Here is a 20965-nt window from a genome sequence, read left to right as displayed (position 1 = left end):
CACCTGTTGATCAGTGGAGGTTGGGCTGCGGGCCCATACCCTTTTCGTCGATGGCATGCCCCGTCGCGAAGCGATCGAGGCGATAAGCTTTGGCAGTCTCGTGCGGGGCATCGCGGGCGATGAGATGCGCAAAGCACACACCTGCGGCGGGGGTGGCCTTGAAGCCGCCGTAGCACCAGCCGGCATTGAGGTAGAGCCCCGGGATCGGCGTGTGATCGATGATCGGGCTGCCGTCCATGGACATATCCATGATGCCGCCCCAGTTGCGCAGCACGCGCACGCGGCCGATGCGAGGCATCAGCGCCATGCCGCCCTCGCAGACGTCTTCGACGACGGGCAGGTTTCCGCGCTGCGCGTAGCTGTTGTAACCGTCGAGGTCGCCGCCGAATACGAGGCCGCCCTTGTCGGACTGGCTGATGTAGAAGTGGCCGGCGCCGAACGTCACCACGCCGTCGATGAATGGCTTGATGGCCTCGGTAACGAAAGCCTGGAGGACATGACTTTCGATTGGGAGCTTGAGACCTGCCATTGCAGCAACACGTGACGAGCTTCCGGCGACGGACATTCCGATCTTCTTTGCACCGATGAAGCCGCGTGACGTCTCGACGCCGACCGCCTTTCCGCCCTCGAAGCGGAAGCCTTTGACCTCGCAATTCTGAATGATGTCGACGCCGAGCCGATCGGCCGCGCGCGCATAACCCCAAGCCACGGCGTCGTGCCGCACCGTTCCGGCGCGCCGCTGCAGCAGGCCGCCGTGGATGGGAAAGCGTCCGTTCTCGAAATCGAGGAACGGCACCATCTTGCGCACCGCCTGCTGATCCAACAGCTCGGCGTCGACTCCGTGTAGGCGCATGGCGTTGCCGCGGCGCGCAAAGGCGTCACGCTGGCCGTCGGAGTGGTAGAGGTTGAGCACTCCGCGCTGGCTGACCATCGCGTTATAGTTGATCTCCTGCTCGAGCTGCTCCCATAGCTTCATGGAGAGTTCGTAGAAGGGGATATTGCCGGGAAGCAAATAGTTGGAGCGGACGATCGTGGTGTTGCGGCCAACATTGCCGCCGCCGATCCAGCCCTTCTCCAGTACCGCTACGCGGGTGATGCCGAACATCTTGGCAAGGTAGAATGCCGTCGCAAGGCCATGGCCGCCGCCGCCGATGATGACGACGTCATAGTCAGGCTGCGGGGTGGCGTTGCGCCAAGCTGGCTTCCAACCGGTGTGGCCACGAAGGGCCTCGCGCAGAACCGAGAATATCGAGTAGTGATCGCTGGCCATGGGTCCAATCCATCGTGATTGGTTCACTAATACGCCCGGACGGCGTTGTGGTGGGTATAAGCTTTACTTATACTACGCTCAGCCATGTCGAAAAATCCTGCCCCCCTCGCCTTCGATTTGAAGTCCCTCGAAGTTTTCCTCGCGGTCTGTGACACGGGGACCATGTCGGCGGCTGCACGTGCACTCGGGATGACGCAACCAGCGGTGTCGCAGTCGATCGCTGAGCTCGAACAGAGTTTGGGGTTCAAGCTGCTCGACCGCGACGTGCGTCCGCTGGCGGTGACGGTTCCCGGCGGGTTGCTGCGGCAGCGGGCGAGCGCGCTGATCGCGGAGGCGCGGCAGATCGCGCCGATGCTGCGGCAGACAGAGCGCGGCAAGCTGCCGATCATTCGTGTCGGGCTGGTCGACTCGCTGACGCGCAGCCTGACGGTGCCGCTCGCGAATTATCTGGCTTCGATCGCCGATGAAGTATCGATCCTGTCCGGGCTGACCGCGCTGCACGCGGGCGAGTTGCTGACGCGTCGGCTCGATTTGTTCCTCGGCGTCGATGACCTCGAGACTTGGACGGGCCTCGAGCGGTGGGAGTTTGCCAAGGAGCCCTACTGCCTGCTGCTGAAGGAAGGCACGAAGGCGCCGCGCACCGTGGCGGACCTGAAAAAGCTCGCAGCCGCGCAAGCGCTGATCCGGTTCAGCGCGCGCTCGCAGACGGGACTGCACATCGATGCACACATGCGGCGGCTCGACCTCACACCGCCGCGAACGATGGAGTTCGACAATCCCTATTCGGTAACGGCGATGGTGGCCGAGGGGCGCGGGTTTGCGATCACGACACCGCTGTGCGTGAAGGAGTCGGCGCTGCCGGGAGCCGGCGTGGTGATGGCGAAGCTACCCGGCCCGCAGGTGTCTCGCGCGCTGACACTCGTGGCGCGTCACCGGGAGCTGGGGCGTATTCCGCGCGATCTCAGCGATCTGGCGCGGCAGACGCTTGCCGATGTGCTGGGGCAGCCGCCGATGGCACGCAAGATCAGTGCTTGAGCGTTCCTCTTACGGCAATGGGCCGGTGCGGAAGAGCGTGATGCGCAAGCCGCCGTGCAGCACGGGCTCGGCGGTGAGCGAGAAAGGCAGCCCGGTTGCCTCTGCGAGCTTCGCCTCGTTGGTGATGAGCCCGACGCGCCAACCGGAAAAGCGGGTCAGCAGCGTTTGACCGATCGAGCGATAGAGCTGCCGCAGCGGCCCCTTCTGACCGATGCGATCACCGTACGGCGGATTGACGATGACGATGCCCGGCGGCCCCTCCGGTGCGGTCAGCTCCTCGACGCCGCACTGGCGGAATTCGGTGATGTCGGCGACGCCCGCGCGCTCGGCGTTGGCATTGCTCATGCGGATCGCGCCGGGATCCAAGTCGCTGCCGTAGAACTTGACCGGCGGTGCGAGCGAAGAGGCTTCCGCGCGCATGCTTTGCCAGACCTTTGGCTCGAAGCTGGCAAGATCCTCGAACGCGAACTTGCGCGAACGGCCAGGCTGCAAGCCGGAGGCGATCTCCGCTGCCTCGATCACGAATGTCCCCGAGCCGCACATGGGGTCGAGGACAGGCTGGGTGCCATCGAACCCGCATTGGCGCAGGAACATTGCGGCCATGGTTTCGCGCATCGGCGCCTTGGCGACGGCCTGTTTGTGCCCACGCTTGTGCAGGGACTCGCCCGAGGTATCGACAGAGATAGTGCAGAGGTCGTTCTCGATCCGCACCTTGATGCAGACTGCAGCGTCGTCAGCCGGCTGGGCGCCGAGTTCCTCGACGATAGCGCGTTCTATGCGCTGCGCCGCGGCTCCCGAATGATAGATCTTAGAGGCCTTGCAGGAGGCTTCGACACGGAACGGCTTATTGCGCTTCAACACCTGATGCCAGGGGACGCGCCGGGCGCGCTTATCAAGCTGGGAAAGGTGTGTGACGTGGAAGCTGTCGATACGGGCCATGATGCGCGTCGGTCCGCGCAACTGAAGATTGGCGCGCCAGACATCCTGCCAGCCGCCCTTCAGCGCCACACCGCCGGGAACAGTCTTTGCCTTGAATCCGTTTGCTCTCGCCTCGGCGCACAAAGGCCCCTCGAGGCCCGGCGTCGCGACGAGGAAAATCTCGAAGTCGCTGTTCGTCATCCCGCTTCAATATCGGGAAGTTGCGCGCTTCGATAGCTTCATGCGTCGCCGCTAACCGCGCACCTGAGTTGCGGATACCCGCGACCCAGGTGCGCGTTGTCGCCTATCTGGCTGGCTCTAGCGGCAGCCCCAGAGGCCGTACACTGAATCCGAGATGCTGCGGCAATCATTCACGTCGTTGCCGGCGTATGCGCTGGCTGCGCCACCAACGAGCGCGACAGCAAGGAGGGTCATTGCGATGGTTCTCATCTGTCTTCTCCTGTCGTGAGATCGTCAGGACCAATCCCGACAGCGGGCATATTGCGTCGCCGAAATCGCGTACAAGCGACTGCGGCGACACAAGACGTGTTTGCAGTTTGCAAAGAATTTGAGGGCTTCGAATTGGCGGGCTTTGCGGGGTTCAGACCGCGAGTGCCTGTGCGAACTCGCCGCACCTGCGAACGGGCTGAACGCGACCCGATCGATAAATATTGCCGGGAAGGTGTCTCGCATTGGCCGAATTCGCCAGCCGCATTGCCTGTTCATGTGCTGCGGCAAAATCGTGCTCGAGCAAAATCTCCGGAATGTGCATGCGAAAGAAGTTCGCCCACGCGAATTCACTGAACGGCGTCGGCGTCTTTCTGAAGCCGCCTGCCTCACGCACGGACCATGCGAGATCGCGAAAACGGTCTGCTTGCATAAGATCAATTCGTGATGGCAAACGCGAAGGGCAAATGCTGCGTCCGCGACCGTCATAAGCATGCAGCCAGCCGAATGTGGACATGGCTTGCAAGAATGTGCGCTTGGGCAGATCCGACAGATCGCCGACGACGCGGACGAACACTTCCTCGATCTCGCTCTGCCACAACGCGAGGCTCAGGTGATGGTGGTCGATTATGTAGTATTCCTCGCGTGGGCCGAGCACCGCGGGGACAGGACGACGCTCAAGGTAGCGACGGAACTTGCGCGCGCTCTCTGTCAGTCGCACGATTTTGCGTCTCTTGGCTTCCACGGCGCGCATACCCACGGCAGCTTGCGTCGGGCGCAATTCAGCTAGCGGAACGGCCTCGCACCAGTCGCCCTCCACCAATCCTGGCAGCAACGCTAGCTTGGGCTTTTTAGCGGGAAGGACGGACGTGTGCGCACGGCTCCTGCGGCCGCTGCCTAGGTGACTCAGCGTCGACACCACAAAACCTCGAACGGGGTGATCGTTGAGCTTTATGATTTCGTCAGGCTGGTTAACATAGCGTTTCCGACAGTCGCAAAGCGGTCAGGTGCTCGCTGATTCGCTCGACGTACTCCAGATCATCGTGCGGTTGCGGCCGCTGTTTTTCGCCTCGTAGAGCATCTGGTCGGCTCTCTGGATGAGAGCGCTCGGCGGCTCGCCATCGCGGATCTCGGCCACGCCGAAGGATGCCGTCAGGTTGCCAAGCTCCTTGACGCTAGACTCGCGCGTGCCGCCGTGAAGCGCAAAGATACTGCGGATACGCTCGGCAATTCCAAATGCGTCGCCCATCGGCGTCTGCGGGAGAACGACGGCAAACTCTTCACCACCGTAGCGGGCGACAAGATCGGCACCGCGAACGCTCTTGGAAAGCAAATCAGCAAACGCTTTGAGAACTCTATCTCCCGCCGAGTGGCCATGGCGGTCATTGACGTTCTTGAAGTGGTCTATGTCTGTCATGATGAGGCAAAGTGGGGTCCCATTCTCGTGCGAACGGGCAACCTCGGCGGCGATGAACTGCTCGAACCGGCGCCGGTTGGCGACCGACGTCAAGGGATCGAGGGAAGCCAGCTTTTCCGCCTGACTAAGCCGCAGCCGCAATGAAGCCGTTTGATCCTGCGCTTCTTTGAGCCGCGTTTCCAGATCGCGCGTCTGGCTCTCGTTCTTTTCGTTCTTGATAATCAGCGCGTGTACCACCTCGCGCAATTCGGAAACATTGGTGACGGAAGCAAGGTGCACGTTGGTGTCGCGCAAAGAGGCAACATGATCCTTCGAGTGTTCCAACTGGCCGGCGATAAGGACGATCAATCTGCCGAGTTGACGCTCGAGCTCATCGCGGACCGCATTCACCTCGCTATTTCCGCGCAGCTTTTGCGTCGCCGGCGTCGCTGCGAGCTGGGAAGACGTTCGCGAGCCCTTCGGCAGAAATCCGTTGGCAAACGCAGACACGTCATTCCAATAGTGGCTGAGCAACGCCCCACCCAGCATACCGATGATCAGCAGGGGTAGGATGATTGGGGCGAGCGCCCAAATTATTTCATCGGGGCCAGAGGAAGTGCGGACACTCTCCCAGCGATGCAAGCTGCCGGAAAGAAATACAAAGCCGAATGTGACAGCTACGCCGGCGAGAAAGGAAAGCAAATAGTTGATCGCGGCCTTGTTCATTGCTGCGCCCTCGCAGGAAATATGACCTGCCTCCGGAGTGCGGACGCGGTGAAATTATTGGCTCCGCCCCCAGACTGCGCAAGATGTCATCTAACAATCATCAGACAACGCGCAGTTTCAGGGGGTGTATGCCCTGCACACTCGGCCGTAAAGTCCCTAATGTTCGCAGCTGTCGATTTCACTGCGAAGGTAGGAAGCGCATTTGATCAAAGACAGGTCACGCGCATCAATACATCGCGCCTATAAAAGGCATTCGCAGTTCGCTCCCCTTTGCGTCACCAAAACATACATCCTTGTAATCGCGAGGTATTCATGCCGTCGCAGAATCGACGGTTGCGTCCTGACGACAGCTGCTCTCACGCTTCGAGTGCCGCGCGCACGGCTGCTGGCGTGATGGGCAGATGCCTCAATCGTACGCCGACCGCCTGGAAGATCGCGTTGCCGATGGCCGGCGCGACGACGGTCGTGCCGGGCTCGCCGAGCCCGGTGGGCACCTCGGTGCTGTCCACGAATTCGATAACGACTTCAGGCGTATCGATCATGCGCAGTGGAGTGTAAACGTCGAGATTGCGCGCGCTTGGCAGGCCATGCTCAATCTCGGTGCCCTCATAAAGGGCCATCGACAGCCCCCATAACGCCGCCCCCTCGCACTGGGCGTGGGCGCTGTTGGGGTCGACAACCGTGCCGCAATCGATAACCAGCCAAAGCTTCTCAACGGCAACACGGCCCGACTTGCGGTCGACGTGGACCTGCGCTGCCCCGCCGACCCATGTCGGCATCGAGCGTGACTGGCCATAGGTCGTTGCTATGCCGATGGCGGTGTCAGCGCTGAGCTTGGTCTTTCCGTATCCCGACAGTTCGGCCACGCGCTGCAGGACGTTGGCCTGCCTCGACGCGCCACCGACCGAATTGGGTACCGAGCCTGCGTTGCGCCCTTCGGCCTTCAGGTGGGCCAGACGGAAGGCGACCGGGTCCTGGCCGACTTTGGAAGCGGCCTCGCTCATGAAGCTCTCGATCGCCCAGTTGATCCACCCCGGCGAGACCGAGCGAAGCCAGCCCGGACGGAACGTGCTTTCGGCGAGGTCGTTGGAGATGACGCGGGCGCGCTGCGCGCCGACGGAATACCAGTGGTCGATGCCGTCGGCGGCGAACGGATCGTACATCTCGCCGTTGACGCCCTTCTCCATTGCGGCGGGGATCATGACCTTGGTCGGCCAACCGGCAGTCGCCGCTGCATCCATCGCGATGACATTATTGTCGGCATCGAAGGCCATGCGGATCTTCTGCACCGACGGGGAGCGCGGGCTGTCAAATTCGGTATCCTGCGGACGTGTCAGGATCATCTTCACCGGCGCGCCGCCTAGCGCCTTCGAAGTGAGCGCGGCGGGCACCGCGTAGTCGCCGTTCAAACGACGGCCAAAGCCACCACCGAGCAGGTAGGTGCGCATCACCACGCCGCCCTCACCTACGCCCAGTGCCTTCTGCAGCCAGGGGAGTGCGAGCGACTGCCACTGGTTGCCGGTGTCGATCATCCAGACTCCATCGGGTGCCTGATAGGCGGTCGCGTTGACCGGCTCGAGTTGGAAATGCAGCACGGTGGCGGTGGTGTATTCAGCTTCGAGCGTGCTCGCCGCTTTGGCAAAGACGGGCGCGACATCGGTGTCGCCGGTATCAAGGATTGCGCCCTTGGCTTCGTCGGCGATGAGGGCGCGTCCGCGCTGCTGGATGGCGGCTTCGTCTACCTTGGCGGCGCCGCTGACGTTCCATTCGACCTTGATGAGCCGGGCTGCCTTTTGCGCGGCCCAGAAGCTGTCGGCGACGGCTACGGCCCAGCCCTGGACGGTCTCGGATGGATCATCGAGCTTGACCGTCTGGCGGTAGCCTTTGACGTTCTTTGCGGCACTGTCGTCGATGCTGGTGATGGACGAGCCGTAGCGCGTTGGCGGCAGGATCGGCGCGGCGTACGCCATGCCGTCGACCTTGGCATCAATGCCGAATATCGCGTGGCCGGTCGTTTTGGTGGCGATGTCGAGCGCCTTCACGTCGCGGCCGACGAGCGTCAATTCCGAGTGAGGCTTGAGCGGAAGCTGCTTCAGCTCCTCCTCGGTGAATGTGCGCGAGAGGCCCATGGCGACCAGCTCGCCGAAGCTCAGCTTTTGCCCCGCACCAGAGACGACACCGTCCTTCACAGTGACCTGGGTCGGATCGATGCCCCACTGCTCGGCGGCTTTTTCCGCGAGCGCGATACGGCCGGCAGCGCCCGCTTGGCGATAGACGGGCCAGCTCTGCCACACGGACCAGCTGCCGCCGGTGACCATCGTGCCCCACTTGGCGGCGGAATCTACGTGGTCGATGTGCACATCATCCCAGTTGGCGCCAAGCTCGTCGGCTAGGATGCGCGCAATCGCCGTGCCGACGTGCTGGCCCATCTCCGCACGAATGATGTTGACGTTGATGTGCCCCTCGGTGCCGATCCAGTACCAGATCGTCGGCTCGTACTTAGCGCCGACTGCTTCGATGGGGAGACCGTCCGGGGCCTCGGGGTTCATCGCTGCGTTGGCGATGCTCGGGAAGCCGAACACAGCACCGGTTGCGCACATGGAAACGAGGAAGCCACGGCGGGTGAGGTCGGCCGAGCCGCGCGGATCCTTGGGGAGTCTCAATACCTCAGCCACTGTTTTTCTCCCCCATCATTGCCTGGGAGGCCTCGTGCACCGCCTTGCGGATGCGATTGTAGGTCATGCAGCGACACAGGTTGCCGGTCATCACGGCGTCGATGTCGTCGTCGGTCGGGGTCGGGATATCCTTGAGCAGCGCGACGGCTTGCATGATCTGTCCGGACTGGCAGTAGCCACATTGCGGAACGCTGATGTTGCGCCAGGCGACCTGCACTGGATGATCGCCGTGCGGCGAAAGGCCTTCGATAGTGGTGATCTCGGTGCCGGCGACGTCAGCTATGGGCGTTATGCATGATCGCGTGGCGCGCCCGCCCACCAGCACCGTGCAGGCGCCGCACATGCCGATGCCGCAACCGAACTTCGTGCCGGTGAGGCCGACGTCATCGCGGATGACCCACAGAAGCGGCGTATCCGGCTCGACATCGACGCTGACGCGGCGTCCGTTGACGGCAAACTCAATCATGTCGTGTCCTCGTCAGTTCCCAGCGCGCTCGTTTCGGATGCTGGCGACCCGACCAGTCAGGTCAGGCCAGGGCTTGAGTTCGGCGCGCTTGTCGCGCAGGTAAGCGGCGATGGCGGCAATCTGCTCGTTCGACAGCGCGTGACGGAAGGCTGGCATGACGATGCCCTTGCTCCCCTCGTCGGAGCTTACGCCGTCGAGAATTACGTGGATGAGGTTGTCCGGCTTATCAAGGCGCGTTGCCGAGTTGATCGCGAGGTCGGGGCGGCCTTCCATGACCTCCTTGCTATTGTAATGGCAGGCGGCGCAGGCTGTCGCGTAGAGGCGCTCGCCCAGATCCTTGCGATAGGCGGGGTCCGGTTTGCCCGCTTTGAGACTGGCGAGCACGAGCGGGTTGTCGGCCGGGTTGGTATCTGGGGCGCCGACGATATCGCCGAGGTAGGTGCCAATCGCAACGAGATCACTTTCGGGAAGCTCGCCAATGCCAGCGTGTACGACGGGCGCCATGGGGCCGGCGGCGATGCCGTGGTAGACGCCGGCACCTGTCTGCAGATAGCGGGTGAACTCGCTCGCCGTCCATGGCACCGCCGACGGATTGGCCGCGGTGAGTGCCGGCGCAATCCACTCATCGATGCTGGCGCCAGCAAACTCCCGGCTCTTCTTCTCAGCGCCGAGGATATTGCGGGGGGTGTGGCAGGCGCCGCAGTGCGTGATGCCCGCCACGAGATAAGCGCCGCGGTTCCATTGCTCGGACTTTTGCGGGTTTGGCTTGAAGCGACCGAAGTCGACGAAGAGAAGCTGCCAACCGGCCTGCCATATTCGCATGTTGAGCGGGAACGGGATGGTGTTCGATTTGGTGGCGAGCTTGACCGGCTTCACCTCGCTCATCAGGTAGGCATAGATGGTGTCGACGTCCTCGTCGGACATCAAGGTGAAATGATCGAACGGAAACGCCGGGAAGAGATGCGAGCCATCGCGACTGACACCATCATGCATGGCGCGGCGGAATGCTTCGGGGGACCAATCGCCGATGCCTGTTTCGGGGTCTGGCGTGATATTCGACGCGTAGATGGTGCCGAAGCCTGTGTTCAACGGGTAGTTGCCGGCATAGGGCTTGCCGCCCTGTTCCGTATGGCAGGTGGCGCAGTACCCTGCGGACGCCAGGATGCGTCCTCTCTCGACAAACTCGGGTGAGAACTTGGGACTCTCAGCGGCACTCATCGGCGCGATAGGCGAGCGGTAGGCGTAGATCGCGAAAGCACCGAAGACCAGAACAGCCACTATCGCGGCGACGGCCAGCGCGGATTTAAGCATCGGGCATCAATCCTGGGTGTCAGCTTCGAGCAAACGATACTACGGCTCGCTGCGTTCCACCCACACCACGATGCACCTCCAACGTCCATGTTGGACTAAGTGCCGCGCTCGCATTTGATGCAACGTTGATCACGGTTGGTGCAATTGGGGCGTCTCGGGTGCAGCCCGCGGACCGCACGCCACTGCTCGCGCAGGACTGAGTTGTTTGCCCCATTATCGCGTACGCACGGGGCGACGCGGAGCCAACAGCTCAGGATGCGCGGGCCAACAGACCGGCGCGCGGCAATGGCTCGCGACCGGCTCTCACTAGAAATCCTAACCAGTGATGGATTTTCATCAGAACTTGGTCGCGGCACCGAAGCGGAAGAACTGCTCGTCGTCGTAAGATTCTTTGCTGAGGGCCTTGGCGAAGTCCATGCGGATCGGCCCAACGGGCGAAGCCCACATGATACTGGCGCCGACCGACGAACGGATGGATGAGCTGTCGGCCACGCAGACCATATCGGAGTTTCCGGACTCACACCCCTGCGCTACGTTTCCTACGCTGGCCCCCCACAAAGAGCCCGCGTCGGCAAAGACTGCGGCCGAGATCCCCAGGTCATCCGGAATGAACGGGATGGGGAAGCGGACTTCCGCGGTGGTCGCCCAGTAGTACTGGCCGCCGAGGGCATCCCCCGTGTTCAGGTCGCGCGGACCGTAACCGGCACGATCGAAGCCGCGAACCGTCTCACCACCCTTGAAGAACAGATCGATGAGGCGGACATCCTCACCGCCCCAGCCCTGGATGGAGCCGCCGATGGCGCGAGCGACGAAGGTGATGTTGTCGGTGATCGGGTAGTAGCCGCGAGCTTCGGCTGCCAAGCTGACGTATTGCACGTCGCCACCGAGACCAGCGAAGTCGGAGCCGACCTGGAACCACAGGCCCTTGGTCGGGTTCTTCGGATCGTTGCGCAGATCGTAGCTGATCGTGGAGCCTACGAGCGATGTGTAGGACGTTCCCTCTGCCTGTCTGATGGCAAGAGATGCATCGCTGTCCACGTCAAAGATCTTGTCCCGCGATGCAGTGTAGTTCGTCTGCATCCATAGCCTTTCCGAGAGCGGGAAGCCTAGGCGCAAGGTGGCGCCTGTGCGGCTGCTCTCGTATCCGGAGGTATCAGAATAGTCGACCTCCTTGTGGAACAGGTCGAAGCCGGCGGCGAGATTGCGATCGAGGAAGCGCGGCTCGGTGAAGCTCAGATTCACCTGCAGGCGCTCGAGCGAGCCCGACAAACCGAGGCGCAGGTACTGGCCGTTACCCATCAGGTTGCGCTCGGTGATCGACACGTCACCGATCACACCTTCAGATGTCGAGTAACCGGCACCGAACGAAAGCTCACCCGTCGACTGCTCGACAACCTCGACATCCAGGATCACGCGATCCTGGTTGCTGCCGGGACGGCGCTTCACATCGACGTTCTTGAACAGACCAAGGTTGGTCAGCCGCTTCTTGGCCTGGTCGACCATGAGCGGGTTGTAAGCGTCGCCCTCGGCCACCTTGAACTCACGGCGCAGCACGTAATCCTTGGTGCGCGTGTTGCCGGCGATATTGATGCGCTCGATATAGACGCGCGGGCCTTCCTCGATCACGTAGTTGAGCGAGATCCGGCGCGCTACCGGGTCAGGCGTTGCTTGCGGACGCACGCGGGCGAACGCAAAGCCATCCTGGGACACCGCGGCCGTCACGGCCTCCACCGACTTGTCGATCAGGCCGGCATTGTAGGTGTCACCGCTTTCGGTCAGCACCTTGCCCTTGAACTTGGAGCCATCGATCGCCGAAACCGTGCTCTCGATGTTGATGTCGCCGAAAGCGTACTGTTCGCCTTCCTCGATCGAGTAGGTGAGGAAGAAGCCCGAGCCATCGCGGTCGAGCTCGGCATTGGCCGCCGTCACCTGCACGTCGGCATAGCCGTTCTTCAGGTAGTACTGACGGATGAGCTCACGATCGAGGCTCATGCGATCGGGATCGTAGATCGCCGTGCCCTTGAGGAAGTCGAACCAGCCCTTTTCCGTCGTCGAGATGACGTCGCGAAGCTGAGTGTCGGAAAACGCCTTGTTGCCGACGAAGTGAATGCCTTTCACCTTCGTCGCGCTGCCTTCGGCGATTTCGAACACCAGGTTCACGCGATCCTGCTCGAGCTCGATGATCTTCGGCTCGACGGTCGCGGCATAGCGGCCCTGGCGGCGATAGACGTCGAGGATGCGCTGCACGTCCTGCTGGACACGAGCACGCGTGAAGACCGAGCGCGGCTTCATCTGCACTTCGTTGCGCAGAGTGTCCGTGTCGACTTCGCTGTTACCCTCGAAGGCCACCTGGTTGATGACCGGGTTCTCGACGACGGTGACGATGATGTCCGCGCCCGAGCGATCGATGCGCACGTCGGAGAACAGGCCCGTTGCGAACAGCGCCTTGATCGACCCGTCAACCTTGGCGGGATCGTAAGCGCTGCCGACTGAGAATTGCAGATACGAGCGAACCGTCTCCGGCTCGACACGTTTGTTGCCCGACACCTCAATGGCGCGAATAGGCGCGCTTTGGGCAAGGGCAGGGACAGAGGACAGCGCGCCACCGACGCAGGTGATCCCCGAGGAGACAATCGCCAGAATGAACGCAAGGCGACAGACTCTCACCGCTATAGCCTCGATGAAGGAGCTTCGTGGGTAATCCTCGTCGCATGCCGGAAGCCCCCTCGGTGGCAGTCGGCTTTGAGTTCCCCCGCCGCACATGATCGTCGTCATAGCAACTCCCTGCCGACCCCTGTGGCAGGCAAGCTAGTCGAGCTTTGTTGCCTGGATTTTTTTGAACGTGTCTGAAGGTTTCTCAAATGAGGAAATAGTGTGAAGGCCTCCATTATCCGCTGCCGACCACTAAGTTCCCAGGTGCCTCTTCAAGCGACCACCACCAGCGCTCACTCAACCAGCTCTATTTGTAACCTGAGGTTGGTGACGCTGAGCTCTGGAAGCGTTTCGACAACAATCCCCTCGTTGGGGAAACATTCCGAAACAAAAATACAACGGCAGGAAACGCTCGAGACTTAAGCTCTCTAGCGGTGGTCCTCTGCGAGCGAGAAATCGCTCTCGCCTTTTTCAGCCATTCCTTTCGAGCAGGCCCGAAGGATTTTCGCGGGCTGCGATACGGCGTGTGACGCGCCGTGGGGAGCGAGCGAATTGAGGCCACGTGCGTACAGCGTGAACTGAGTTGCGTCATCAGTCTTCGGCTGTTCGAAAAGGTACTCGATCATGGGAACGACCCTGAAGTGGGTGCGCACGTCTGTGGCTGCAGTCTGGCTCGTTGCGTCGGGCTTCGGCAACGTTGACGCTGCGGATCTGACGGGCAAATTGGAGGCGGCGGCTGCGGGGCCTGCACGGCAGGATTCCGTCTTGCGCATTCCGGCCAATGCCGCCTTTCCGATGACGAAGCGACTCGATCTCGGCATCGGGCGCTCGACTGTCGTGCAGTTTCCCGTTCCGCTGAAGGATGTCCTCATCTCTGACCCGAAGATCCTCGACGCAGTCGTGCAGTCGTCCGATCGCGTGTTCCTCATCGCCAAGGGGACTGGACAGACCAACGCCTTCTTCTTCGACGAGTACGGTCAGCAGATCCTGACGATCGATGTCGCGATCGGTGCCGACCTCTCGGCTCTCGATCAACTGCTCGCCCGGCTGATCCCCGGCTCAAGCGTCCGAAGCGAGATCGCAGGTCGCGCCGTCGTGCTCACCGGCAGCGTGCGCACGCCCATCGATTCGGACCGTGCGGCCCAGATCGCGGCGCAGTTTGTTCAGGCAAATGCCGAAGTCGGCAGCATCGTCAACACCAATGCGCCGAGTGCCTCCAATAGTTCGACGACATCGAGCTCGACCACCGTCGGCGGCGGCTATCAGTCGGCGACCACCGATTCCGGTGGCGGCTCTAATTCGGATGCTGCCAACGTCTACGGTGGCAAGCCGATCATCAACCTCATCTCTGTTGAGGGTGAGGAGCAGGTCATGTTGCGCGTTTCCGTCGCTGAGGTGCAACGCACGATCCTCAAGCAGTTCGGCGTCAATATCGGTGCTGCCGTCAACTCGGGAAACTTCAGTACGTCGGTGCTTACATCAAACAGCCTACCTCTCACCGGAGCCACACTCGGTACCCTCCCCACGTCCGGCATAGGATCGACAGGAGCCGCGACTGGCGCACTGCAGCTCCTCAATTCATCGAGCAGCAGTGATGCCTTCAGCAACTCTGGCATCGCGATGTCCTGGCAGTCGGGCAATCAGGCCGTAAACGGAGCCCTGCGGGCCATGGAACGCGACGGTCTGATGCGGATTCTGGCTGAGCCAAATCTCACGGCTGTATCCGGCGAGCCTGCCAAGTTTCTCGCTGGCGGCGAGTACCCGGTGCCCATCGTTGATAGCTTGGGGCAGGTCAGCGTCACCTATAAGGAGTACGGCATCGGCCTCGCATTCACCCCTGTGGTTCTTTCCGAGGGCCGCATCAGCCTCAAGATCGAAAGCGAGGTGAGCGAGCTCAGCAGCGACGGAGCCGTGGTGCTATCTGGCATAGAGATACCGGCGTTGAAGAAGCGCCAAGCCAAATCAACAGTCGAGCTACCATCGGGGGGCTCCATCGCACTCGCCGGACTTCTGTCGGAGGATTCGCGCCAGAACATCGATGGCTTCCCGACCCTGAAGGATCTTCCCATTCTCGGCACTCTCTTCCGCAGCCGTGACTATCAGCGTTCGGAGACGGAGCTTGTCATCATAGTGACGCCGTACATGGTGCGCCCAGTTGCGCGCCAGGAGTTGGCGCGGCCTCTGGATGGCTTGGCAGATCCGACGGATGCAAAGGCCAACTTTCTCGGTCAGATAAACCGCATCTACGGTGGCGGACGTCCGGCGCCGGTCGGCGACCTCAAGGGTGACTACGGGTTCATCGTCGAATGAAGATCAGAACCAAACGCGCGCGTCTCCGGAAGCCTCGCTAGTGCCCCGTCCCTACGGGCGATCCCACTGACGGCATCTCTTCCCGGCCGCGCGCTCCTCCGACTGCCCGGCGCACGGCGACGTAGAGCAGCGGAATAAAGAAGATGCCGAGAACCGTTGCTGCGATCATGCCACCCATCACGCCGATGCCGATCGAGTTCTGCGCACCCGAGCCTGCCCCGCTGGCGACGGCCAGCGGCAGCACGCCCAGGATGAAGGCGAATGAGGTCATCAGGATCGGCCGCAAGCGCTGGCGTGCCGCGTTGAGCGTCGCCTCGATCAGCCCCTCGCCGGCGATCTGCCGCTCGACGGCGAACTCGACGATCAGGATGGCGTTCTTCGCAGCAAGGCCAATCGTCGTAAGCAGGCCGACCTTGAAGTAGACGTCGTTGGTCTGGCCGAACATCAATGCTGCAGCGAGCGTGCCGAAAATGCCGATCGGCACCGACAGCATGACCGCGAATGGTATCGACCAGCTCTCGTATAGGGCGGCGAGGCAGAGGAACACGACAAGCACTGAGATGGCGTAAAGCGCTGTCGCTTGGTTGCCGGATAGCTGCTCCTGGTAGGAAAGCCCCGTCCATTCGTAGCCGTAGCCTGACGGGAGTTCGCCGACGATGCGCGCGATCTCGTTCATTGCATCGCCCGAGCTTATGCCCGGTGCCGCCTCACCTTGTATCTCCACGGCGCCGGATCCGTTGTAGCGCTCAAGACGCGGCGAGCCGAAGGTCCAGCGCGAAGAGGCAAATGACGAGAACGGCACCATCACGCCCTCGGAGTTGCGCACATGCCATTTGTCGAGATCCTCGGGCTGCATGCGCGAGGAGGCATCGCCTTGCAGGTAGACCTGCTTGACGCGTCCGCGGTCGATAAAATCGTTGACGTAATCGCTGCCCCAGGCGGTGCTCAGCGTGGCGTTGATGTCGGAGAGACTGAGCCCCAGCGCGCTCGCCTTCTCCTGGTCGAAGTCGACCGTAAACTGCGGGGTATCCTCCTGCCCGTTGGGACGCGTATTCCGAAGAAGAGGGCTTTGCGCCGCCTTGGCCAACAGCGTGTTGCGCGCCGCAATCAACCGTTCGTGGCCGGCGCCGTTTAGATCCTTCAGGAAGAAATCGAAGCCGCTCGAGTTTCCCATACCCTGGATGGCTGGCGGGGCGAGCACGAACACGCGCGCATCCTTGATCTTGGAGAGCCCGGCCATGGCGCGACCGGCTACCGCGCTGGCGGCAACGCCGGGTGCCTTTCGCAGGGCGAAGTCCTTCAAGCGGACGAAGCCGATGCCCACGTTTTGCCCCTGCCCCCCGAAGCCGAAGCCCGATACGGTCATGATGCCTTCGACCGCATCGGGCTCCTTTTCGAGGAAGTAGGTCCGCACCTCGTCGAGCACGCGTTCGGTCCGATCCTGCGTCGCGCCAACAGGGAGCTGGATGCTTGCAATGAGCGTCCCTTGATCCTCCTGCGGCAGGAACGAGGACGGGAGGCGCATGAACATGTAGCCCACGCCCACGACGATCAGGGCGAAGACGGCGAGCGAAACCCAGCTTCTCTGGATGATGCGGCCGGCACCGGCGCGATAGCCGTGCGCGGTGTGATCGAAGCCACGGTTGAACCAGGCAAAGGGGCCACGCGTGGCGCTGTGCCCGGGCTTGAGGATGGTTGCGCAGAGGGCGGGCGTCAGCACCAGCGCCACCACGACTGACAAGATCATCGCAGAGACGATGGTCACCGAGAACTGCCGATAGATGACGCCTACCGATCCACCGAAGAACGCCATAGGGACGAAAACGGCGGAGAGAACCGTCGCAATGCCAACGAGCGCACCGGAAATCTCGTTCATCGATTTCCGGGTCGCTTCTTTCGGCGAGAGCCCCTCCTCGTGCATGACGCGCTCGACGTTCTCGACGACGACGATCGCATCGTCGACGAGCAGGCCGATGGCGAGCACCATGGCAAACATGGTCAGCGTGTTAACGGAGTAGCCCAGCAGCGCCAGGACGCCGAACGTTCCGAGGAGAACCACAGGCACTGCGAGCGTCGGGATGATTGTGGCGCGGAAGCTCTGCAGAAAGACGTACATGACGATGAAGACGAGGACTATGGCCTCGAACAGCGTCTTTACCACGTCCTCGATCGAGAGGCGTACGAAGGGCGTCGTGTCGTACGGGTAGACGACATCGATGCCCTGCGGGAAGGTCGAAGCACGCCCGGCGATAGCTGCCTGCACGGCCTCCGCGGTATCAATAGCATTGGCGCCGGTCGCCAGATTGATTCCGAGGCCCGCTGCCGGCAAGCCGTTGTATTTGGCGCTGGTGGTGTAGGATTTTGCGCCAAGCTCGACGCGGGCCACGTCGTTCAAGCGCACGAGGGCGCCGTCGGTTGCGCTCTTCAGAATGATGTTGCGGAACTGTTCGGGCGTTTGCAGGCGCGAGCGCGCGGTGACAGTGGCATTAAGCTGCTGGCCTTGCGTTGACGGCAAGCTGCCGAGCTGGCCAGCGGACACCTGGGTGTTCTGCGCTTGCAGCGCAGCGGCGATGTCGCTCGGCATCAGCGCGTATTTGGCCAGCTTGTCGGGATCGAGCCAGATGCGCATGGCATAGCCCGAGCCGAGCATCTGTGTCTCACCGACGCCAGCGACGCGCTTTAGCGTGTCGTTGAGCGAGCTGTCGACGTAGTCGGCAATGTCAGTCGAGCTCATCCTGCCATCGGTCGAGACGAACGCGGCGACCATGAGGAAGCTGGAGCTGGATTTAGTGACGGTCAGTCCCGTCGTTTGCACGATCTGTGGTAGCTGCGAGGTGACGAGTTGCAGCTTGTTTTGCACCTGCATCTGCGCCACGTCGGGGTCTGCATCGCTCGTAAACGTGAGCGAAACCTGGGCCTGCCCGGTCGAGGTCGATGTGGCCGTCAGATAATCGAGATAATCGATGCCAGTCATCGCTTGCTCGATAATCTTCGTCACTGAGTTCTCGACCGTCTGGGCGTCTGCTCCTGGATAGGTTCCGGTTATGCGCACTGTCGTCGGCGCGATCTGCGGATACTGCGAGATAGAAAGGTTGTTCAAAGCCAGCAGGCCGCCCAGCATGATCACGAGTGCGATCACCCAGGCGAAGACCGGCCGCTCAATGAAGAAGGCTGAGATCATCTCTTCACCGCCGGCTGAACGTTCCCAGAACCGTTGGCCGCGTAATCGGAGGCGTTACTGCTTTGTTGAGCACCGCGCTCGCGCACTTCGCCGGTGTTATCGTCGATGATCACCTCAACAGGTGTGGCGAGCTGGCCCACGCGTACGAGCAGCGAACCCTCGACGACTACGCGATCACCTGCGGAAACCCCCGATTCAACGAGCCAATTGTTGCCCACGCTGCGCGAGATTCGCAGCACGCGTTCCTCAACTTTCCCATTGGCGTCGACGAAGATCGCCGTCGGCTCACCCTTGGTATTGCGGCTGACGCCGCGCTGAGGAACGAGGAAGCTGTCGTCGGCAACACCTTCCTCGACGATGGCGCGTACGTACATGCCGGGCAGCAGCAGGCGCTCGGGATTGGGGAATTCGGCGCGCACCGTGTAAGTACCCGTCGTCTCGCTGACGTTCGATTCCGCGAACGCCAATGTGCCGAGATGCGGATAGAATGTGCCGTTCTCAAGCTTCAGCCTAACGCGAACATTGTCACCGGAAAGCTTGACGCGTCCTGCCGCTATGGCCTGTCGAAGATTGAGCAGGTTGGTGCTCGATTGCGTGACATCGACGTTGATCGGATCGAGCTTGCGGATGGTCGTCAGCGCGGTGGCCTGGCTTGCCGTGACGAGTGCGCCCGGGGTCAGTGTCGACTTGTCTATACGGCCGTCGATGGGGGCGAGGATCTTCGTATAGTCGAGATTGATCTGCGCAGTTTTTAGATTTGCCTGCGCGGCGGCAACCTCAGCCTCGGCCACCGCCAGCGTGGACCTTGCGTCGTCGAGATTTTGCTGGCTGACGGCATTGGTCTTGATGAGGACTTCCTGGCGTTGCAGCTTGGCGCGCGCGGTCGGCACCGCCGCCTCGGCCTTTTGCAAGGCGGCCTTGGCGCTGTCGTAGGCCGCCTGATAGGTCGCGGGATCAATCTGATAAAGCGCCTGTCCAGCCTTGACCTCGCTGCCTTCTTCGAACAATCGCTTTTGAATGATGCCCGTCACCTGCGGGCGAACCTCAGCGACGAGCGAAGCTGTGGTACGGCCTGGAAGCTCGGCGGTGATCTGCACCGATTGGGGTTGCAGCGTCACGACGCTGACCTCAGGTCGCGGGGGGGCCCCGGCCGGGGTCTCCGATTGCTTGCACGCGCCAAGTCCAATTATGACTAGCGAGCTCATTACGAGCTTGGCGAGGCGGCCGTGCGTGGCGATGCATTCGAGCGCCAGCATCAGGAGTCTCCTATTTACAAAACTTACCCGTACCTTTATTTGAAGAAATGTGGCTGTCAACTAGGTTTGTCGCCCCAGCGGAGTTGCACCCGTCATGAGGAAATCAAGTGCCACTGCAGCCGCAACGGCCGAGCCACGGCGCCCCCGCGGGCGCCCAAAAGTGCGCAGCGACGAGGATCAGCGCGCACTGATCGCCGAAAATGCTCTGGCGCTGTTCGTTGCCAGGGGCCTGTCACAGGTCACGATGGATGACGTCGCCGCTCAGTGCCGCGTGTCTAAGCGAACGCTCTATGAGTTGTTCGCTAACAAGGCGGACCTGTTTGCCGCAATCGTTGCTGCGCACCGGTTCGAAATGCTGGCGTTGCCAGGCGACTATGACAAACTGCCGCTCACGGAGGCGCTGGCACAGATATTTCGCGTCGACCTCGATGCGGAAGCGAGTGATCGCCGCATGGCCATCATGCGCTTCATCATGGTGGAAACCCGTGCCAATCCGGAGCTCGGCCGCGTCATGCGGCAAGCGGGCCCGGAGAAGGCGATGGCGTTGCTGTCCGAGTGGCTGGAGCGTCAGCGCAGGCGCGGACAGATCGAGGTCGACGACACCGCGGCGGCAGCCAAGATTCTAATGGACATGATCTTCGGCGCCATGGCTGCGAAAACGAGCGATGGGCTGGAGTGGCCGGGCGAGGAAGACCGCGCGACATACGTGCGCCGCTGCATCCACATCTTCGTAAATGGAGTCTCGGCGAAGTCGCTGTGACCGGCGCACAGAAAATCGTTCGCAGCACATTGAACTTATTTGGCGATGCCGGATGCCGGGAGAGCGGCGACGATCAATCAAGCGTCTCGGCCATGGAAGGAGCTAGCAGGCCGCTGGATCTTGCATCATGCGAAAATAGTGGTCGGCATGCTGATACCAGTACTCTGTCTGTACGGCGTCGCCGACCTGGACCGATTCACGCGCGAGAGCGCTGTAGCGCTCGTAGTTTGCTCGCGCATTAGTGGCCGGCCCGGCTTGCCGCGTGGGCTGCCGCCCTTGGCGCTGCTGTCTTCGCGACGGTTTGTCGGTGCTGTGGTTCATGGAATTCATTCATTCTCGATGTTCAGGCCGATATCCCCCATCCATGATGACGGGGAGATACGCTGATGTTTTTTGGGGATCTGGTCCACATGGACCAATGATTAGGTGGGCACTCTCGCCAGGATGCGCAAGACGCCACGTCTGGATTTGTGCGCTCCTGCAGGTCAAGACCATTAGGCCAGCACCGGGATCGGTGTTATGAGTTATTGTGTGCGTTACGCGAGAATATGCTCGTGCAGCT

The 20965-nt window shown here is 61.8% G+C and carries 15 protein-coding genes; 3 read left to right on the top strand and 12 right to left on the bottom strand.

The genetic code is table 11. The features are described 5' to 3' along the window. Window positions 1–10 precede the first annotated feature (10 nt). Complete coding sequence (locus ACP15D_RS19335) at window positions 11–1270, bottom strand: sarcosine oxidase subunit beta family protein (protein WP_424959033.1); 1260 nt, start codon at window positions 1268–1270, stop codon at window positions 11–13. Window positions 1271–1354: 84 nt separating this feature from the next. On the opposite strand from ACP15D_RS19335, the gene ACP15D_RS19330 reads away from it, so the two are divergent. Then, entirely contained in the window at window positions 1355–2305 is a 951-nt protein-coding gene (locus tag ACP15D_RS19330; RefSeq protein WP_424959032.1) for a LysR family transcriptional regulator, read from the top strand. Between the two features lie 9 nt (window positions 2306–2314). Here the strand turns inward: ACP15D_RS19330 and ACP15D_RS19325 are convergent, their stop codons facing one another. From ACP15D_RS19325 to bamA, 8 genes are all read right to left on the bottom strand, one after another. Then, complete coding sequence (locus tag ACP15D_RS19325) at window positions 2315–3424, bottom strand: THUMP domain-containing class I SAM-dependent RNA methyltransferase (RefSeq protein ID WP_424959031.1); 1110 nt, start codon at window positions 3422–3424, stop codon at window positions 2315–2317. Window positions 3425–3541: 117 nt separating this feature from the next. After that, window positions 3542–3673 (bottom strand): hypothetical protein, encoded by a 132-nt coding sequence (locus tag ACP15D_RS19320; protein ID WP_280173544.1) that lies wholly within the window; start codon window positions 3671–3673, stop codon window positions 3542–3544. Between the two features lie 151 nt (window positions 3674–3824). After that, window positions 3825–4490 carry a ParB-like protein gene (locus ACP15D_RS19315; RefSeq protein WP_424959284.1) on the bottom strand — a complete coding sequence of 222 codons (666 nt, stop codon included), beginning with the start codon at window positions 4488–4490 and terminating at the stop codon, window positions 3825–3827. 183 nt (window positions 4491–4673) lie between these two features. After that, window positions 4674–5792: a GGDEF domain-containing protein gene (locus ACP15D_RS19310; protein ID WP_424959030.1), complete on the bottom strand. Its 1119-nt coding sequence runs from the start codon at window positions 5790–5792 to the stop codon at window positions 4674–4676. 356 nt (window positions 5793–6148) lie between these two features. Continuing rightward, the gene (locus tag ACP15D_RS19305) at window positions 6149–8467 is read right to left on the bottom strand and encodes a molybdopterin cofactor-binding domain-containing protein (protein WP_424959029.1); all 2319 of its coding nucleotides are present in this window, start codon (window positions 8465–8467) and stop codon (window positions 6149–6151) included. Next, a complete protein-coding gene (locus tag ACP15D_RS19300) occupies window positions 8460–8933 on the bottom strand; it encodes a (2Fe-2S)-binding protein (protein ID WP_424959028.1) in 474 nt (157 codons plus the stop codon). Before ACP15D_RS19300 ends, ACP15D_RS19305 begins: the two co-directional genes overlap by 8 nt. Before the next feature lie 12 nt (window positions 8934–8945). After that, a complete protein-coding gene (locus ACP15D_RS19295) occupies window positions 8946–10244 on the bottom strand; it encodes a cytochrome c (protein WP_424959027.1) in 1299 nt (432 codons plus the stop codon). 336 nt (window positions 10245–10580) lie between these two features. Then, a complete protein-coding gene (gene bamA / locus ACP15D_RS19290; protein WP_424959026.1) occupies window positions 10581–12911 on the bottom strand; it encodes an outer membrane protein assembly factor BamA in 2331 nt (776 codons plus the stop codon). Window positions 12912–13520: 609 nt separating this feature from the next. On the opposite strand from bamA, the gene ACP15D_RS19285 reads away from it, so the two are divergent. Further along, window positions 13521–15206, top strand: coding sequence for a type II and III secretion system protein family protein (locus ACP15D_RS19285; protein WP_424959025.1), 1686 nt, complete (start codon window positions 13521–13523; stop codon window positions 15204–15206). Window positions 15207–15243: 37 nt separating this feature from the next. Here the strand turns inward: ACP15D_RS19285 and ACP15D_RS19280 are convergent, their stop codons facing one another. Further along, entirely contained in the window at window positions 15244–18384 is a 3141-nt protein-coding gene (locus ACP15D_RS19280; protein WP_424959283.1) for an efflux RND transporter permease subunit, read from the bottom strand. Then, window positions 18384–19592, bottom strand: a complete 1209-nt coding sequence (locus ACP15D_RS19275) for an efflux RND transporter periplasmic adaptor subunit (protein WP_424959282.1) — start codon at window positions 19590–19592, stop codon at window positions 18384–18386. The genes ACP15D_RS19280 and ACP15D_RS19275 overlap by 1 nt, the downstream gene beginning before the upstream one ends. A gap of 211 nt (window positions 19593–19803) precedes the next feature. On the opposite strand from ACP15D_RS19275, the gene ACP15D_RS19270 reads away from it, so the two are divergent. Beyond that, complete coding sequence (locus tag ACP15D_RS19270) at window positions 19804–20403, top strand: TetR/AcrR family transcriptional regulator (RefSeq protein ID WP_424959024.1); 600 nt, start codon at window positions 19804–19806, stop codon at window positions 20401–20403. 102 nt (window positions 20404–20505) lie between these two features. Here the strand turns inward: ACP15D_RS19270 and ACP15D_RS19265 are convergent, their stop codons facing one another. Next, window positions 20506–20724, bottom strand: a complete 219-nt coding sequence (locus ACP15D_RS19265) for a DUF4167 domain-containing protein (RefSeq protein ID WP_424959281.1) — start codon at window positions 20722–20724, stop codon at window positions 20506–20508. Window positions 20725–20965: the final 241 nt, after the last annotated feature.

The organism is Hyphomicrobium sp. 1Nfss2.1 (assembly GCF_965243865.1).
GTDB lineage: Bacteria > Pseudomonadota > Alphaproteobacteria > Rhizobiales > Hyphomicrobiaceae > Hyphomicrobium_A.
Note: the sequence above shows the minus strand (reverse complement) of the source record. Positions and strands in the feature narration are given on the sequence as shown.

What these genes read in the sequence shown, in the direction of transcription:
- ACP15D_RS19335 (WP_424959033.1), bottom strand. Translation starts at nt 1,270, where the DNA reads ATGGCCAGCGATCACTACTCGATATTCTCGGTTCTGCGCGAGGCCCTT.
- ACP15D_RS19295 (WP_424959027.1), bottom strand. Translation starts at nt 10,244, where the DNA reads ATGCTTAAATCCGCGCTGGCCGTCGCCGCGATAGTGGCTGTTCTGGTC.
- ACP15D_RS19320 (WP_280173544.1), bottom strand. Translation starts at nt 3,673, where the DNA reads ATGAGAACCATCGCAATGACCCTCCTTGCTGTCGCGCTCGTTGGTGGC.
- ACP15D_RS19285 (WP_424959025.1), top strand. Translation starts at nt 13,521, where the DNA reads ATGGGAACGACCCTGAAGTGGGTGCGCACGTCTGTGGCTGCAGTCTGG.
- ACP15D_RS19300 (WP_424959028.1), bottom strand. Translation starts at nt 8,933, where the DNA reads ATGATTGAGTTTGCCGTCAACGGACGCCGCGTCAGCGTCGATGTCGAG.
- ACP15D_RS19330 (WP_424959032.1), top strand. Translation starts at nt 1,355, where the DNA reads ATGTCGAAAAATCCTGCCCCCCTCGCCTTCGATTTGAAGTCCCTCGAA.
- ACP15D_RS19275 (WP_424959282.1), bottom strand. Translation starts at nt 19,592, where the DNA reads ATGAGCTCGCTAGTCATAATTGGACTTGGCGCGTGCAAGCAATCGGAG.
- ACP15D_RS19325 (WP_424959031.1), bottom strand. Translation starts at nt 3,424, where the DNA reads ATGACGAACAGCGACTTCGAGATTTTCCTCGTCGCGACGCCGGGCCTC.
- ACP15D_RS19310 (WP_424959030.1), bottom strand. Translation starts at nt 5,792, where the DNA reads ATGAACAAGGCCGCGATCAACTATTTGCTTTCCTTTCTCGCCGGCGTA.
- ACP15D_RS19265 (WP_424959281.1), bottom strand. Translation starts at nt 20,724, where the DNA reads ATGAACCACAGCACCGACAAACCGTCGCGAAGACAGCAGCGCCAAGGG.